Source organism: Bradyrhizobium sp. USDA 4516 (assembly GCF_054055915.1).
Window position 1 is genome coordinate 8,728,307 of record NZ_JBSRXT010000001.1, and the last position, 14,529, is coordinate 8,742,835.

Annotated in this window: 17 protein-coding genes; 7 read left to right on the top strand and 10 right to left on the bottom strand. The window is 64.5% G+C overall.

Features of this window, described 5'->3' with window-relative positions; all coding sequences use genetic code 11:
• Window positions 1-117 precede the first annotated feature (117 nt).
• Together dksA and ACVI1L_RS40650 are read right to left on the bottom strand one after the other, a co-directional pair.
• On the bottom strand, window positions 118-483 hold the full coding sequence (gene dksA, locus ACVI1L_RS40645; RefSeq protein WP_170991616.1) for an RNA polymerase-binding protein DksA: 366 nt from the start codon (window positions 481-483) through the stop codon (window positions 118-120).
• A gap of 209 nt (window positions 484-692) precedes the next feature.
• Window positions 693-1,304 carry an NAD(P)-dependent oxidoreductase gene (locus ACVI1L_RS40650; protein ID WP_456785374.1) on the bottom strand — a complete coding sequence of 204 codons (612 nt, stop codon included), beginning with the start codon at window positions 1,302-1,304 and terminating at the stop codon, window positions 693-695.
• 104 nt (window positions 1,305-1,408) lie between these two features.
• Between ACVI1L_RS40650 and ACVI1L_RS40655 the strand changes: the two genes are divergently transcribed.
• Window positions 1,409-1,795, top strand: a complete 387-nt coding sequence (locus tag ACVI1L_RS40655; protein ID WP_456785375.1) for a winged helix-turn-helix transcriptional regulator — start codon at window positions 1,409-1,411, stop codon at window positions 1,793-1,795.
• 51 nt (window positions 1,796-1,846) lie between these two features.
• Here the strand turns inward: ACVI1L_RS40655 and ACVI1L_RS40660 are convergent, their stop codons facing one another.
• Window positions 1,847-2,260, bottom strand: a complete 414-nt coding sequence (locus ACVI1L_RS40660; RefSeq protein WP_057016669.1) for a flagellar assembly protein FliX — start codon at window positions 2,258-2,260, stop codon at window positions 1,847-1,849.
• Window positions 2,261-2,528: 268 nt separating this feature from the next.
• On the opposite strand from ACVI1L_RS40660, the gene ACVI1L_RS40665 reads away from it, so the two are divergent.
• The 4 genes from ACVI1L_RS40665 (at window position 2,529) to ACVI1L_RS40680 (ending at window position 5,079) form a co-directional block, all read left to right on the top strand.
• The gene (locus ACVI1L_RS40665; protein WP_057016740.1) at window positions 2,529-3,653 is read left to right on the top strand and encodes a flagellar basal body P-ring protein FlgI; all 1,125 of its coding nucleotides are present in this window, start codon (window positions 2,529-2,531) and stop codon (window positions 3,651-3,653) included.
• On the top strand, window positions 3,653-4,009 hold the full coding sequence (gene flgJ / locus ACVI1L_RS40670) for a flagellar assembly peptidoglycan hydrolase FlgJ (protein WP_028337696.1): 357 nt from the start codon (window positions 3,653-3,655) through the stop codon (window positions 4,007-4,009). The genes ACVI1L_RS40665 and flgJ overlap by 1 nt, the downstream gene beginning before the upstream one ends.
• A gap of 19 nt (window positions 4,010-4,028) precedes the next feature.
• A complete protein-coding gene (locus tag ACVI1L_RS40675; RefSeq protein WP_057016670.1) occupies window positions 4,029-4,532 on the top strand; it encodes a hypothetical protein in 504 nt (167 codons plus the stop codon).
• 160 nt (window positions 4,533-4,692) lie between these two features.
• The gene (locus ACVI1L_RS40680) at window positions 4,693-5,079 is read left to right on the top strand and encodes a hypothetical protein (protein ID WP_028337698.1); all 387 of its coding nucleotides are present in this window, start codon (window positions 4,693-4,695) and stop codon (window positions 5,077-5,079) included.
• Between the two features lie 18 nt (window positions 5,080-5,097).
• Here the strand turns inward: ACVI1L_RS40680 and ACVI1L_RS40685 are convergent, their stop codons facing one another.
• The 3 genes from ACVI1L_RS40685 to ACVI1L_RS40695 all read right to left on the bottom strand — a co-directional run bounded on the left by ACVI1L_RS40685 (window position 5,098) and on the right by ACVI1L_RS40695 (window position 7,234).
• Window positions 5,098-5,463: a hypothetical protein gene (locus ACVI1L_RS40685; RefSeq protein WP_016846761.1), complete on the bottom strand. Its 366-nt coding sequence runs from the start codon at window positions 5,461-5,463 to the stop codon at window positions 5,098-5,100.
• Between the two features lie 28 nt (window positions 5,464-5,491).
• Entirely contained in the window at window positions 5,492-5,857 is a 366-nt protein-coding gene (gene flaF, locus ACVI1L_RS40690) for a flagellar biosynthesis regulator FlaF (RefSeq protein WP_016846762.1), read from the bottom strand.
• Window positions 5,858-6,064: 207 nt separating this feature from the next.
• On the bottom strand, window positions 6,065-7,234 hold the full coding sequence (locus ACVI1L_RS40695; protein ID WP_028337699.1) for a flagellin N-terminal helical domain-containing protein: 1,170 nt from the start codon (window positions 7,232-7,234) through the stop codon (window positions 6,065-6,067).
• Here ACVI1L_RS40695 and ACVI1L_RS40700 point away from each other — a divergent pair.
• Both ACVI1L_RS40700 and flbT read left to right on the top strand, forming a co-directional pair.
• On the top strand, window positions 7,221-7,373 hold the full coding sequence (locus ACVI1L_RS40700) for a hypothetical protein (RefSeq protein ID WP_159109478.1): 153 nt from the start codon (window positions 7,221-7,223) through the stop codon (window positions 7,371-7,373). The two genes, ACVI1L_RS40695 and ACVI1L_RS40700, sit on opposite strands and share 14 nt — an antisense overlap.
• A gap of 227 nt (window positions 7,374-7,600) precedes the next feature.
• On the top strand, window positions 7,601-8,032 hold the full coding sequence (gene flbT, locus ACVI1L_RS40705; RefSeq protein WP_028337700.1) for a flagellar biosynthesis repressor FlbT: 432 nt from the start codon (window positions 7,601-7,603) through the stop codon (window positions 8,030-8,032).
• A gap of 135 nt (window positions 8,033-8,167) precedes the next feature.
• Here flbT and ACVI1L_RS40710 read toward each other — a convergent pair whose 3' ends face one another.
• The 4 genes from ACVI1L_RS40710 to msrB form a co-directional block, all read right to left on the bottom strand.
• Window positions 8,168-10,051 (bottom strand): flagellar protein, encoded by a 1,884-nt coding sequence (locus ACVI1L_RS40710; protein ID WP_456785376.1) that lies wholly within the window; start codon window positions 10,049-10,051, stop codon window positions 8,168-8,170.
• A gap of 7 nt (window positions 10,052-10,058) precedes the next feature.
• The gene (gene flgK / locus ACVI1L_RS40715; protein WP_456785377.1) at window positions 10,059-11,936 is read right to left on the bottom strand and encodes a flagellar hook-associated protein FlgK; all 1,878 of its coding nucleotides are present in this window, start codon (window positions 11,934-11,936) and stop codon (window positions 10,059-10,061) included.
• 46 nt (window positions 11,937-11,982) lie between these two features.
• Complete coding sequence (locus ACVI1L_RS40720) at window positions 11,983-13,815, bottom strand: flagellar hook-basal body complex protein (protein WP_057016673.1); 1,833 nt, start codon at window positions 13,813-13,815, stop codon at window positions 11,983-11,985.
• A 183-nt stretch (window positions 13,816-13,998) separates the two neighbouring features.
• Window positions 13,999-14,499, bottom strand: coding sequence for a peptide-methionine (R)-S-oxide reductase MsrB (gene msrB, locus ACVI1L_RS40725; protein ID WP_057016674.1), 501 nt, complete (start codon window positions 14,497-14,499; stop codon window positions 13,999-14,001).
• Between the last annotated feature and the right edge of the window lie 30 nt (window positions 14,500-14,529).

Genomic DNA, 14,529 nt, shown 5'->3' on the forward strand with positions numbered 1-14,529 from the left:
AGGAAGCGGGATCAGCCCAGCAAAAACACCGAAGCGATGCTGAGAGTTCGTGTCATCATGGCGGCGCGAACGTACACCCGGTACGCGCCGGCAGCAATCCGTGGCGATCCGTCGCCACTATTCGTCGCGATAGACCTTCTCGCGCTTCTCGTGGCGTTCCTGCGCCTCCACCGACAGCGTTGCGATCGGGCGGGCTTCGAGCCGCTTCAGCGAGATCGGTTCACCGGTCTCTTCGCAATAGCCGTAGGTGTTGTCTTCGATGCGCTGGAGCGCCGCGTCGATCTTGGAGATCAGCTTGCGCTGACGGTCGCGGGCACGAAGTTCGATCGCGCGGTCGGTTTCCGAGGACGCTCGGTCCGCGAGGTCGGGATGATTGACGTTCTCTTCCTGCAACGTCTGCAACGTGACCTTCGATTCGCGGAGGATTTCATCCTTCCAGGCCAGCAGCTTGGCGCGGAAATAATCGCGCTGCCGCTCATTCATGAAAGGCTCTTTTTCAGTCGGCCGGTAGTTCTTCAGCTTTTCCAAAGGCAGCCATGTCCCTGTCAGGCGGAGGGAACACAACTCCTCCGCGCGGCGCCTTATATAGCCACGTCATGTGACAGACAATATCTGCCACCGCGAAAGGCGGGCCGCCCCCAAGGCCTTGCACAGGCAAACTTATCCGCCCTGCCCGGGGACGGCCCTGCCCCTCAATAGCCGACCGTGAAACGCCGGCGAATATGGGCCGGGCGCTCGATTTCGTCGGCGAGTGCAACTGCGAAATCCTCGAAGGAGATCGAGCTTTTGCCGTCGGCGGCGGTCAGGAGCTGGTCGGTTCCGAGGCGGAACTTGCCGGTCCGCTCGCCGGCCACGAACAGCGCCGAGGGCGACAAGAAGGTCCAGTTCAGGTCCTTCTCCTGGCGCAGCAGGTCGAGGAATTCAGCCCCCTTGGAGGCCTCGGCCTTGTATTGGGGCGGAAAGTTGGGGGTGGTCACCAGGCGGACGCCCGGCGCCACCTCGAGGCTGCCGGCGCCGCCGACCACGAGATAGCGGCCGACCCCGGATGACTTGGCCGCCCCGATCAGCTTGGCGGGGTCGCTGGCCAGGAAATGGATCGAGCTGACCGCGGCGTCGTGGCCGGCCCACAGCGCGGCCAGGGCGGCCTGGTCGTTCGCGTCACCCTTGCGGGCGGCGACATTGGGCAGGCTGGCGATCTTCTCAGGGTTGCGGGCGATGGCGGTGACGGCGTGGCCGCGGCGGGCGAGTTCCGCGGTGATGCGCGAGCCGGCCTGGCCGGACGCGCCGGCGATGGCGATCTTCATCTCAAGTCTCCGATTGATGGTTTCCAATGGTGACTAGATAGCGAAAAGGATGTAGGTGTGAAGAAGGCACTCTCGCCTCACCTGATCACGCCGGAGTAACCGCGATGAAAGCCATGAGCCTCAAGCCGGACGCCTATGCCGCCAATTGCCCGACGCGCCAGATCCTCGACCGGGTCGGCGACAAATGGGCGGTGCTGATCCTGCTGCTGCTGCGCAGCGAGCCGATGCGCTTCAACCAGCTCCGACGTGCGATCGAAGGCATCTCGCAGAAGATGCTGTCGCAGGTGCTGAAAAGCCTGGAGCGCGACGGGCTGCTGCGCCGCCGGGCGATCGCAACGGTGCCGGTGACGGTGGAGTATTCAATCACGCCGCTCGGATCGACGCTCGCCGAAGCCGTCGATCCGCTGCGCGACTGGGCCGAACGGAATCTGAAGGACGTGCTGGCCGCGCAGCGCCGCTACGACGCGCAGCGCAAGGCGCTGGCGGCCTGAGGCACCTGCAGGCACCGGCGGCGTCGGACAGGTGAGTTGATCGGGAGGAGCCTAGTATTGCCCGGCCTTGGCGAGCTCGACCTCGACGCGCAGTTCGATCTCGCCGAGCACGGCATCGAGGCCGGGGTCGCCGGAAGATTCCTTCAGGCTCGCCGCGGCGTCACGCAGCCGGTTCACCGTGGAGGAATCGAAATTGCCGGACAGCAGACCGAGCTTGAGCGCATCGAGCACGTCGAGCGCGCCCTTGCCGCGGGCCACCGAGCGCTTGCGGCGCTCGGTCGGGTCCTCGACGCCCTGCAGCGCGAGCAGCGCATCGAGGCTGGCGGCGGCCTTCGGCGCCGCGGTGGAGCGGACCTCCTCCTGCGCGGTCGTCGCATCCGGCAGCGAGAAGCCGCTCGACGAGGTGCGCCGCGTGGCGCTGGTGGACGTGCCAAGCGTGGTGCCGTTCGGTCCGTAGATGCGCATCGTCGTGATGATCCCGCAGGCCTGAATGGGCCGAGCATCGCTGTTTTATGGTTAACGGCGCGTAAACGACCCGGCAATTTCTGCCGCCGCGCGGCAGTTTCGCGCTCCCTGGCGAACCGGAGCAAAATGACGACCCGACAATTTCGATAAATATATCAACACATTGCCCAAGCGAAGCAGAGTGGCACGCAGCTCGCATGGTTAATGGCGGATCGCCGTCATGGGAGTGTCGCGCGATCCGCGAGTTCAGTTCGAGGGGAGCATCGGGATGCCTGGCATCCGCATCGCAAATCTGTTCGGAGTGGCCTGCGCCGCGCTGCTGGCGCTGGCGGCCTCCGTCATGCCGGCGGCCGCGACGTCGCGGATCAAGGATCTCGCCAATATCGAGGGCGTGCGCCAGAACCAGCTGATCGGCTACGGCCTCGTGGTCGGCCTCAACGGCACCGGCGATACGCTCAACAACATCCCCTTCACCAAGCAATCGCTGCAAGCGATGCTCGAGCGCATGGGCGTCAACATCCGCGGCGCCACCATCCGCACCGGCAACGTCGCCGCGGTGATGGTGACCGGCAATCTGCCGGCGTTCGGCACCCAGGGCACGCGCATGGACGTCACCGTCTCGGCGCTCGGCGATGCCAAGAACCTGCAGGGCGGCACCCTGCTCGTCACCCCCCTGCTCGGCGCCGACGGCAATGTCTATGCGGTGGCGCAGGGATCGGTGGCGGTCGCCGGCTTCGCGGCCGAAGGTGCCGCCGCCAGCGTCGTGCGCGGCGTGCCGACCGTCGGCCGGATCGCCAATGGCGCCATCATCGAGCGCGAGATCGAATTCGCGCTCAACCGCCTGCCCAATGTGCGCCTCGCGCTGCGCAACGCCGATTTCACCACCGCCAAGCGGATCGCCGCCGCCGTCAACGACTATCTCGGCGTCAAGACCGCCGAGCCGATCGATCCCTCCACGGTGCAGCTTTCGATCCCGACGGAGTTCAAGGGCAACGTCGTCGCCTTCCTGACCGAGATCGAGCAGCTGCAGGTCGATCCCGATCTGGTGGCGAAGATCGTGATCGACGAGCGTTCCGGCATCATCGTGATGGGCCGCGACGTCCGCGTCGCCACCGTCGCCGTCGCGCAGGGCAATCTCACCGTCTCGATCTCCGAGAGTCCGCAGGTCAGCCAGCCCAATCCGCTGTCGCGCGGCCGAACAGTCGTGACACCGCGCACCAGCGTCGGCGTCAGCGAGGACGGCAAGAAGTTCGCCGTGGTCAAGGACGGCGTCTCGCTGCAGCAGCTGGTCGACGGCCTCAATGGCCTCGGCATCGGACCGCGCGACCTCATCAGTATCCTGCAGGCGATCAAGGCCGCCGGCGCGATCGAAGCCGACATCGAGGTGATGTGATGGCGAGCCTGATCAACAGCACCACCGGCAGCATGCCGAACAAGGCGTTGATGCCGATGTTCAACGGCCGCCCCGATCCCGTACTGCAGGACGCGCTGAAGAAGGTGACGCCGCAGCAGGCCGCCAAGGCGAAGGCGACCGCGACCGATTTCGAATCGATGTTCCTGAATTCGATGTTCTCGCAGATGACGACCGGCCTGAAGGGCGATGGCCCGTACGGCGACACCGTCGGCACCGGCGCGTGGCGGTCGATGCTGACCGACGAATACTCGAAGAATTTCGCCAAGGCCGGCGGCGTCGGCATTTCCAACGAAGTGTTCCGCTCGCTGATCCTGCAGCAGGCGAACAAGAGCTAGGGTTTCAAGGAGCAGCGCGATGAACCAGCGTCCACAGCAGCCGCGGCCAGTAGCATCCGCCTCCGCCGCGCGGTCCGCGACATCGACGCCGCCGGACGTCGCGCGTCTCGCCAACGAGCTGACCGAGGTGATGAGCGGCCTGCTTGCCGTGATCGAGCAGGAGACCGAGTTCGTCCGCGCCGGCAAGATCCGCGAGAGCATGCGGCTCGAGCCGCAGAAGTCCGAGCTGTCGCGGCGCTACATGCTCGCGGTGGAGCATCTGAAATCGATGCAGAAGATGCTGTCGCAGACCGATCCCGAGCTGCTCGCGACACTGCGCCGTCATCACGAGACATTCCGCGCCATGCTGCAGGTCAATTTGACCGTGCTCGCAACGGCGCACGCCGTCTCCGAAGGCATCGTGCGCGGCGTCAATGCCGAGGTGCAGCGCCGCAACATTCCGAACACCTATACCGCGAGCGGACAGCGCGCCACGCCGGGCCCCCGCAACATGACGCCGATCGCGGTCAGCCGCACGCTCTGACGCCTACGCTTACAATTTAGCTCAATTCGACGCCGCCCAGGCAGCGCGGCATTCAGCGTGTTTTCTAACAGCCTGTTGAGAGGTTCCCCGTAGAGTTGCGGACCGTGAGGGGTTGGGATTTGACTCAAGCAAACTAGTGCCTGTGCACTACGAGGCTGCCATGAGTACAGATTTCAACATCAAGCCGGTGGGGGCACCGGTCGCGGCGCCGATGGTCTCTCCCACGAGCGATACGGCGCAGAAGGCGGTCAAGACTGAACTGCCGGCGAGCCAGAGCGTCACCGCTCCGGAGCCGAGCGTGCGCGTCACCATCGATCCCAACGCCGTCAACGCATCGATTTCAAATCAGGCTCCGTCGGTCAGCGATCAGGTCATCATCGACCGCGACGCGCGCGCCGTAGTCTATCAGGTGGTCGACAATCGCACGAATTTGGTGGTGAGGCAGTTTCCGGAAGAAGCCGTATTGCGCCGCCGCGCCTATTTCCACGCGCTCGATCTCAGCAAGGACGCGCCGACGCGGGTGCGCGCCACCGATCGTCGCGCCTAGGCGCGGAGCAACGACCGCTCAGGTCTTCTGCGTGGCGTAGGCCTTGTCGAGATAGGTCGCGCCGGTGGCCGGATCGGTGACGACATTGGCGATCAACGCCGTCCCCTGCTGCACCAGCGCGAACTTGGTATCGCCGATCCGGAACCCGCCATCCTTGATCAGCACGTCCTGATACTTGCTGGTGCCGTCGCTCTGGTAGTGGACCTTGGCGCGGAAGCCGTCGACGTTCGACACCGAGATGTTGAACGACTTGTTGTTGGCGTACTTGCCGCTCCAGCTTCCCTCATAGAGGTTCGGATCGACAGCCACATAGGGCGTCTTCGACGGGACCGTCAGGCCGGCAGCCTTGTAGTTGGCCGACAGGATGCTCAACACGTCGGCCATGCCGAGGGCTCCGTCAGGAATCGATCGATCAGCCGCGGCCCGAAAGGCCGGCGGCGATATTGCAGTTGATATCGATCAGCGACTTCAGTTTCGCCGGATCCGGATTCATCTGGATGTCGACGGTCTGCTTCATCACGAACACGCCGATATTGGCGATGTTCTGGCGAATCTCGAGCGGCTGCGGATTGTCGTCGCCCTGCGCGGCACTGAGAAAGATCGACCACAGCCGGCGGTTGAACAGCAACGCGTGATCGAGCGCCTTGTCGGGACCGTTCCAGTTCGTCTGGACTTCCTGCAGCTGCCGCGCGGCCTTCAACAGCGCCTGCGCTTCGATTTCACGTGGGGACGCCGTCGTCGTGGAGGTACGAGCGTAGGCCTGGGCTGCATTCGACATTCAATGACCTCGATGGGATGCGGATTTCTCGAGCCGCGAAGACGCAATTCTAGCGCCCGATATTTATGCATCCGGCGTCTTTAAATATGGTTAGCAGGCGTTACGAAATGCGTCGTTCTGACGGCATGGACAGACACCGTAATATCCCGGAGACAAAAGAAAACGGCGGGGTTTCCCCCGCCGTTCTCGAAGCACTTGCCGGCGCGTTTAGCGGAGCAGCTGCAGCACGCTCTGCTGGCTCTGGTTGGCGAGCGCCAGCGCGGAGACCGCGATCGACTGGCGGGTCGACAGCGCCTGGCTGTTGGCCGCTTCCTCGTTGGTGTCGGCCAGCGTCAGGTTGGACGAACCGGTCTGCAGCACGTTGATCAGGTTCTTCGAGAAGTCCTGACGGATCTGCACGATCGACAGGTTCGAACCCAGCGTCGAGGCTTCGCTGCGCAACGCGGAGCTCGCCGAGCTCAACGACGAGATGACGCTGTTCGCCGAGTTGTTGTCGAGGAAGTCGGTGCCGGCGGTCAGCGCCTTCAGTCCGAGGCCGCTGGCATTGAAGGTGACGCCGGTGATGCTGAGCGTCGACTTGCCGGTCTCGTTGAAGGTCAGCTTCAGGCTGTCGCCGTTCAACAGGTTGATGCCGTTGAACGAGGCGTCCTGCGCCGTGGTCGTGATCTGCGCGATGGTGTTGTTGTACTGCGTCACCAGAGCGGCACGCGCCGACTGCGAGGCCTGGTCGGCGACCGGGGCCGTGCCGGCCGCGCTGAACGTCGCGGTGCCGCCGCCGGTGTTGGTGAACGTCACCGCACCGATCGTCGAGGACGCCGCGTCATTGGTCGTGGTGATGACAAGCTTGTTGGAGCTGTCGAGGCTCGCCGTCAGGTTGCTGGCCGCCAGCGACGTGTTCAGCTGCGCCAGCGACGTGCTGGCCCCGAAGGTGAAGCTGAAGGCGGGTTGGCCGGCCGAAGCCGCGATCGCCAGCACGTCACCGCTCTTGATCGTGGTGCCGTCGACGAGGTTGGCAGACGTGCCGCCGAGCGCCGCAGTCGAAGTGACCTGCGACCTGGTGGTGTAGCCGGTCGGGCTCTGCAGCACCTGGTTGGCGATCGACTTCGCGGTATCGACCAGCTTCTGCAGCGAGGTGATGCCGGTGTTGGCGGCCTGCAGCACCTGCACGCCGTTGCCGATGCCATCGAGCAGGTTGTTGATGTCGCTGGCGCGGTTGTCGAGCGATTGCGCGGTGAAGAAGTTGGTCGGGTTGTCGAGCGCCGTGTTGACCTTCTTGCCGGTGGCAAGGCGGTTCTGCGTCGTGGAGAGCAGATCGGCGGTGGACTGGAGGGAGAGGAGGTTCTGGCGAACGGAGGAGGAGAGAATGATATCGGACATTTTCATACCTTTCTGGTGTGAAACTGAGGAAAAAGCCGCTCCAATCCTTTCTGATCGGGCGGATGGCCGATCCTGCGGTCTGGCCGCGAAGGAAAAAGAAATCTCCGGCACGGTATTTGAGACAAAGGCCGAAGAATAAAATTGTCGCCATTGGGCGAGGTTCGCCCCGAAAACTACTGAGACGACTGACAATTCCGGCTAGATAACGACGCTAGCGCCCGCCCCTCGTTCACCAAGCATTAACCATCATGGGAAAGGATCGCTGTCGCATCGGCCCCTGCCCGCAACGGCGGCTGCTAAGCAGTGCCGAACCACTTCGCTCCGCCAGCGAAGACATCGCGCGACTGCAGGCAAAGGAGAACGGTCATGGCCCTGAAGGTCGAACTCAAACCGAACGAACGCATCATCGTCGGCAATTGCGTGATCACCAACACCGACCAGCGCGCCCGCCTGCTGATCGACGGCGACCGCATCCCGATCCTGCGCGAGAAGGATATCCTGACGCCCGAGACCGCGGACACGCCGGCGAAGCTGATCTATCTCGCCGTGCAGCTGATGTATCTGTCGCCGGACCCGATGGCGCACCACCCGACCTATTTCAGTCTGGTGCGCGACATCATCACCGCGATGCCGAGCGCGTGGCCCTTCATCGAAAGCGTCAACAACTTCATCCTCAACGGCGACCTCTATCACGCGCTGAAGGAATCCAAGAAGCTGATCGCACACGAAGAGAAGCTGCTGGAAACCGCGCGCGACCAGCAGAACGCCGAACGGGACGACACACGCAAGAGCGCGTAGAGCTTCTTGTTTTGACGCGTTTCTTCGCGCGAACCGGCGTCCACGTCGCTTGAAAACGCTCCAGCCCCACTCGCCTGAACGAAAAAGGCCTCCGCGCGGAGGCCTTTTTGCTGGCTGGAGATGAGGAGCGCGCGATCAGCTGATCGGCAGGTATTTCAGGAGCGTCGTCTGATACAGCATCGACGTGGTCTGGTACGACGCCTGCAAGCTGGTTTGCAGCGCCAGGATCTTGGTCGCGACCTCGTCCTGATTGACGCCCTCGACCGAGTCGAGCATCGTTTCCGCCATCCCCTTCAGCTGGGTCTGCCGATCGGTGGCCGCCTTGGTCGCGGTCTGGGCACCGGCGAACTCGGCCTGCACGTCCTGGATCTGCTGCTGACCGTTTTGCGGGGCGAGGTTGCCGCTCACGCGCTGCGCGAGCGCCGTCACCTGCGCGCTCGCATTCGGGTTGCTGGCATTGGTGGTGACGGCTGCGTACACCGCGACGTTCTGCAGCAAATAGCGGAAGGCCTGCTCGTTGGCGCGCGCGCCATACTGCACGGTGATCGACTGATCGACCTGGGCGACCGCGGTGCCGCGCGCCGACCCCGGGCCATTCTCGCCGGTGTACCAGTAGACGGTGTTGCCGGGCGTGCCCGCGACCAGGTTGGTCGCGGTGTCGAACGGCGGTCCTCCTACCCTGAGCGGCGCCGGCGCTGCGGTGGTGTTGTTGACGATGCCGAGCGCGCCGAGCGCGGCGGTGTTGGAGCTCGAGATCGACAGGCTCTCGCCGTCGGCGCCGTGCAGGGTGATCGCGCCGTTGCTGATGGTCGACGGGTTCTTGGTGCCGCTGATCTGGTCGATCTTGGCCATCAGCGTCTGCACGCTGTCGGTGACGTTGACCTGGTTGCCGGTGGCGCCCGAGGCCACGAAGGTGATCGGCGTGCCGTTCACCGTGATGGTATCGCCGGCGGCAAAGCTCGTCGACAGCGAGTCGGTGCCCGCCGTCCCCGACAGCGCCGTGGCGCCGCTGATCGGCGCCGGCGGCGTGTTCTGGTTGTTGACCGCCGCACCCGAGACGGTTGCGACCGGATTGAAGAAATTGTTCGACGCCGCCACCGCGGACGCCGCGACCAGCGACGTGTCGCTCAACGTCTTGATCGACAAGGTCAGCGTCGATTGCAGGTTGGCCGTCGTCGCCGCGGTGTCGGCGCCGATCAGGAACGAACCGGCGGGCGGCGGGTTCGTCGTCGTCGCCGTGAGTTCGATCGCTTCGGTGGTGCCGTCGGGCAGCGTGAAGTTGAACTTGATCTTGTCGCCGTCCTTCGGATTGACGGCGCCGAGATCGACCGACGCCGACTTCGGCGTGCCGGTCGGCTGCGTCACCGTGGCGCCACCCGTCAACGACGACTGCACCGACAAGAGGTTCAGGCCGAACGGCGAGCCGTCCTCGGCGATACTCGTGACCGTCGTGGTCGCCGGCGGCGACGAGACGCTCAGGCGCCCCATCATGCCGGTGCCCTGATCGGCCTGCTTGCGCTCATTGATGAGCTGCGTGAGGCCGGCCTGGGTAGCCGTGCCCTTGAGCATGGTATCGGCGGACACCGTGGCCGGCGTATCCATCGCGCGGCCGGAGAACAGATAGCGGTCGCCCGACTGGCTGTTCAGCATCGCGACCGCGTTGGCGAAGGCCGCCTGCGCCGTGATCTGGCCCGAGGTCTGGCCGCTGTCGTTGAGCGTCAGCGTCGCCGTCGTCGCGGCGTTCTTCACCTGGGTCCCGACGTCGGACAGGCCCTGCAGGGTGAGGTTAGCGACACTCAGGCGCGTGTTGAGGTTGGTGGCGGTATCGGAGAATGCGTTGATGCCGCTGATCTGCGCGCGCAGGCTGAGCGCGAAACCGCGATCGAGCCCCTGCCCCGCATAGGTCGTCGATACCTTGCCGGTCGCAAGCTGCGTCGTCAGGTCATTGAGCTGATTCCGCAGGTTGAGGATCGTGGTGCCGATATAGGAAGTTCTGCCGCTTACGCCGTCGATCGACATGTTACCCTCACGTGAGCTGCAGCAGCGCGTCGTACATCTGCTTGATCGACGACATCACGCGCGCATTGGCGGAATAGGCGTTCTGCAGCGAAAGCAGATGCGCCATCTCCTCGTCCATGTTGACGCCGGAGGTCGAGTCCATCTTGGTCTGCAGCGTGTTCAGCACGACGTCCTGGCCGTCAGCCAGTTGCTTGGCGGCGGTCGCCGACTCGCCCTGCTGGCTGATGAACTGCTTGGCAAAGTTGAGCAGCGTGCCGGTGAACGGCGCGCCTGACGTGCCAAGGCCGGTCTGCGGCGAATAGCTGTACGAGGCGTTCGACAGCTGGTTCAGAACGAGGTTGGCGCGCGTGGTGTCGCCGGCCGGCGTCTGCGGATTGGTCGAGTACACCACCATGCGCGAGGGATCGCCGATCAGGCCGGTGTTGACGCTGATGCGCGCGGCAAGGCCGGTGGTCTGCGAGCCGTTCGCGGTGATCGCGCCGGTGTAGAGTCCGCCATTGTCGGTGAACAGCGGAAGGTGCGGATCGCCCGAGGTCAGCGACGAAACCGTCGACGTGACCGACGCCGCGGTCACATCGGCCTTGTTGACGGCGCCGTCGTCGAGCACGCGCAGCGTCGACCCGGACGGATTGGAGAATTGCAGGCCGGTTCCGCCGAGTGCGCCGTTGAGCTGCGACAGCACCGAGCTCATGCCGCCTGAGAAATCGATGCCCAGCACCTCGTCGTTCGGATCGACGGTCGCGGTATTGCTCAGCGGCAGCACGTTCGGATCGTCGACGCGAATGATCGACAGATTATGCGTGAGGCCGGTGGTGTTGTCCTTGTAGGAGACGTGGATGGTGTTGCCGTTCTGCAGCCCCGAGAGGTCGAGGTCGAAGCCGGACTGCGCCCCCGCCGTCGCCGCGGTGCCCGCGGTCGTCTTGTCCGACAACGCGCTCGACATCGCGGCCGCGAACTGATCGATCTGTGTCTGGGCCTGCGCCAGCGTGTTGTCGCGCAACTCGAGATAGGCGGCGATCTTGCCGGAGCGAATCGAGTTGGTCGACACCATGTCATAGGTGCCGCCATGCGGGAACGTGATGGTGATGGTGCCGACCGTGCTCTTGGTCGGGTCGGTATTGTACAACGTGTTGGGCGTCATCGTGCCCTGGGCGTTGAAGCTGAGCGTCGCGGCCTCGGTGCCGACCAGCTGCACGCCGGAATTGGTGAACACGCTCACCTGGTTCTGGCTGTTGGTGACGGTACGGATGTCCATCAGCTGCGAGAGCTGCGTGACGTAACGGTCGCGCTGATCGAGCAATGCCGCGGTCGAGGCATCGGTCGTGCCGCCATTGGCCGCCAGCTGGACATTGAGGCGCGCAATCTGCCGCAACGCATTGTTGGCGCTGTTGATGGAGTCGCTGATGCCAGCCTCGGCGTTAGCGCGCAGCGTCTGGATTCCCTGCGAAGTCGCGTTGAGCTGCTGCGCCATCGATTGCGCGGCATTGATCACGCCGATGCGGGCCGACTGCGATTCCGGGCTGGTCGACAGCCCCTGCAGCGCGGTCAGGAACTTGTTGTAGGCGTCCTCGATCGTGCCGGTGGAGTCGGGATTGCCATACACGCCCTGCAAATTGGCCAGAAAATCCGAGCGGACGTCGGCATAGGCCGCGCCCGACGTCTCGGTGCGAAGCTGGGTCTGCAGGAATTCGTCGAGCTGGCGGTTGACGCCGGCGATGAGGACGCTCGATCCGAACTGGCCGGTGGTGCCGGTAGTCTGGTTCAGCGTCTTCCTGACGTAGCCGGGCGTCTCCGCGTTGGCGACGTTCGACGACACGAGCGAGAGCGAGGCCTGCGTGGCGCGCAGGCCCGACATCGCGGTGGAAAGGGCTTGGCTCAAACCCATGATATGTACTCGCCTTTACTTCTTCACACGTGCAGCAACGATGCGATCAGCGCACCACGTTCAGGAGATCCTGCACCATCGAATTGGTCGTGGTGATCACCTTGGTGTTCGCCGAATAGGCCTGCTGGGTCACGATCAGCTTGGTGAATTCGTCGGCGATATCGGTGTTCGAGCTCTCGAGCGAGGAACCGACGATGGTGCCGGCCTTGCCGAACAGCGCCGCACCGGACTCGTCGGTCGCCTCGAACGCACCGCCGTCGATGCGCTTGAGGAAGTTGGTGCCGTTGAAGGTCGCCACCGAGATTTCGGCGAGATCGATGTTGCGGCCGTTGGTGTAGTTGCCGACGATGCGACCGTTGGTCGAGACGCTGACCGACTGCAGCTGGCCGGCGGGGAAACCGTCCTGCTGGATCTGGTTGACCTGAACGTTGCCGTTGGCGTCGGCGAACTGGGTCACGCCGCCGGAGCCGAAATTGATCACGGGGCTGCCGAGCGACACGCCGTTGACGACGGCATTGGTGAGCGCCACCGAGGAGATCGCCGGCGACATCTGGCCGTTCGAGGCGAAGGTGAAGTTGACGTTGACGTTCTGCCAGGAGACCTGCGTGCCGGTCGCATTGGGATTGACCTGATAGAACAGGTTCCAGGTGTCGGTATGTCCGCTGCCCAGCGAGGAGCTGTCGGTCTTGGCCCAGCGGAATTGCAGGTTCACCGGCGCACCCGAGACGTCGTAGGCCGTGACGGCGCCGCCCGAGACGGATTCGTTCAGGAAGGTCGAGTTGTCGTTGCCGATAACCTGGCCGGTGCCGACCGTGCCGCCGCCGCCGCGAACCGCGACCGCCGACCCGGTGAAGCCGAGCGCCGCAAAGGCGGTCGCGTTCGAGCTCGTCACGTTGAGATCGGCCAATTTGCCGGAGTGCAGGGTGATCTTGCCGCCGCTGATCGTCGATGGCGTCGTGGTACCGGTAATCGCGTCGATCTTCGCGAGCAGCGTTCCGATGCTGTCGGTGACGTTGAGCTGGTTGCCGGTCGCCCCCGACGCCACGAAGGTGATGACGGTGCCGTTGACCGTGATCGTGTCGGCGGGCACGACGGGCGGGCCCGCAGAGCCGGCGCTGAAGTTGGTATTGATAGAATCGGTGCCGGCTGCGCCTGAAAGCAGGGTCGCGGCGGTAATGGCCACCGACGGCGTCGCCTTGTTGTTTTGCGCGGTGCCGGTAATGGCGGAATCGGTATACGGCGCAGCCGGCGTGCCCAGCACCAACGGATTGTTTCCACTGCTGAACGCGCCCGGCCGGATCAGCTCCGAACCGGGAACCGAAGTGTCGTGCGCGGTGGTCAAGGGATAGGACGCGAGGTTGGCGCGATAGTCGATCTTGGTGGTCTGCTGCGCCGGCAGGAAGTCGTTCTTGAATTGCAGCACCTGCGGCGATGAGCCTGCCGGGTTGCCGGTGGTCGGGTCGATCGGCACGCCCTCGAGATAGTAGCCGGCGCCGTTGACGAGATAGCCGTCCTTGTTGAGCTGGAAATCGCCGCGGCGGGTATAGCGGTCGACGCCGTCGAACACCGGGGCGCCGTCGGTGAAGCTGCCGGGCTTCTGCACCGCGAAGAAACCGTTGCCGTTGATCGCCATGAAGGTCGCGACCGATGCCGACTGGACGTCGCCCTGGACCGAGTTGGTCGAACGGGACTGCGCGGTGACGCCGCCGGCAAGTTGCGCGGTCAGCGCGGTCTGCGGCACAAGGTCAAGGAATGAGGTATCGATGCGCTTGAAGGCGGTGGTCTGCGAGTTGGCGATGTTGCCGGAGATGTTCTCGAGCGCGTACGACCCTGCGCGCAAGCCACCGACAGCCGTCGTGAGAGCGCCGAAGATACCCATGACATGTTCTCCAATTCGATTCCCGGCGGCTGGCAATCACAGGAATGGCCGCATCGGCGGAGCATGTCGCAAAGGTCGTGCCACGAAACAAAACGTAACAAAATCATCCGCTTGAAAAAAATGCCCCGGTCGTTCGACCGGGGCACATTTGCCGGGAGCGGCAACAATTGCCGGGAAGGAATGTCAGGTCGCCGATGGCGCCGCCGGGTGAAACACCAGCGCGAAACCGTCCATGCAGTAGCGCAGCCCGGTCGGTTTCGGGCCGTCGTCGAAGACGTGGCCGAGATGGCCGCCGCAGCGGCGGCAATGCACCTCGGTGCGCACCATGCCGAAGGTGCGGTCCGACGTCGTGCCGACCGCATTGTCCAGCGGCTTGTAGAAGCTCGGCCAGCCGGTGCCGCTCTCATACTTGGTCTCGGACGAGAACAGCGGCAGGTCGCAACCGGCGCAGGCGAAGGTGCCCTTGCGGTGCTCCTTGAGCAGCGGGCTCGATCCCGGCCGCTCGGTGCCCTGGTTGCGCAGGATCTCGTATTGCTGCGGCGTCAGCTGGGCGCGCCATTCGGCGTCGGTCTTCTCGATCTCGAATTTCTCGGCGGCCTGCGCCGGCGAGGCGCGCAGCCAGCGGAAGGCGGCGAAGCCGAACAGGCCGGCGACGGAAGCAAGCAGGATGCGGCGATCGATCATCAATCATCTCCGGTGCGGACGGCTCAGGGG

What these genes read in the sequence shown, in the direction of transcription:
- ACVI1L_RS40685 (WP_016846761.1), bottom strand. Translation starts at nt 5,463, where the DNA reads ATGGCCGACGTGTTGAGCATCCTGTCGGCCAACTACAAGGCTGCCGGC.
- ACVI1L_RS40665 (WP_057016740.1), top strand. Translation starts at nt 2,529, where the DNA reads ATGCCTGGCATCCGCATCGCAAATCTGTTCGGAGTGGCCTGCGCCGCG.
- flgK (WP_456785377.1), bottom strand. Translation starts at nt 11,936, where the DNA reads ATGGGTTTGAGCCAAGCCCTTTCCACCGCGATGTCGGGCCTGCGCGCC.
- flbT (WP_028337700.1), top strand. Translation starts at nt 7,601, where the DNA reads ATGGCCCTGAAGGTCGAACTCAAACCGAACGAACGCATCATCGTCGGC.
- ACVI1L_RS40710 (WP_456785376.1), bottom strand. Translation starts at nt 10,051, where the DNA reads ATGTCGATCGACGGCGTAAGCGGCAGAACTTCCTATATCGGCACCACG.
- ACVI1L_RS40700 (WP_159109478.1), top strand. Translation starts at nt 7,221, where the DNA reads ATGATATCGGACATTTTCATACCTTTCTGGTGTGAAACTGAGGAAAAA.
- ACVI1L_RS40720 (WP_057016673.1), bottom strand. Translation starts at nt 13,815, where the DNA reads ATGGGTATCTTCGGCGCTCTCACGACGGCTGTCGGTGGCTTGCGCGCA.
- dksA (WP_170991616.1), bottom strand. Translation starts at nt 483, where the DNA reads ATGAATGAGCGGCAGCGCGATTATTTCCGCGCCAAGCTGCTGGCCTGG.
- ACVI1L_RS40655 (WP_456785375.1), top strand. Translation starts at nt 1,409, where the DNA reads ATGAAAGCCATGAGCCTCAAGCCGGACGCCTATGCCGCCAATTGCCCG.
- ACVI1L_RS40650 (WP_456785374.1), bottom strand. Translation starts at nt 1,304, where the DNA reads ATGAAGATCGCCATCGCCGGCGCGTCCGGCCAGGCCGGCTCGCGCATC.
- flaF (WP_016846762.1), bottom strand. Translation starts at nt 5,857, where the DNA reads ATGTCGAATGCAGCCCAGGCCTACGCTCGTACCTCCACGACGACGGCG.
- msrB (WP_057016674.1), bottom strand. Translation starts at nt 14,499, where the DNA reads ATGATCGATCGCCGCATCCTGCTTGCTTCCGTCGCCGGCCTGTTCGGC.
- ACVI1L_RS40680 (WP_028337698.1), top strand. Translation starts at nt 4,693, where the DNA reads ATGAGTACAGATTTCAACATCAAGCCGGTGGGGGCACCGGTCGCGGCG.
- flgJ (WP_028337696.1), top strand. Translation starts at nt 3,653, where the DNA reads ATGGCGAGCCTGATCAACAGCACCACCGGCAGCATGCCGAACAAGGCG.
- ACVI1L_RS40675 (WP_057016670.1), top strand. Translation starts at nt 4,029, where the DNA reads ATGAACCAGCGTCCACAGCAGCCGCGGCCAGTAGCATCCGCCTCCGCC.
- ACVI1L_RS40695 (WP_028337699.1), bottom strand. Translation starts at nt 7,234, where the DNA reads ATGTCCGATATCATTCTCTCCTCCTCCGTTCGCCAGAACCTCCTCTCC.
- ACVI1L_RS40660 (WP_057016669.1), bottom strand. Translation starts at nt 2,260, where the DNA reads ATGCGCATCTACGGACCGAACGGCACCACGCTTGGCACGTCCACCAGC.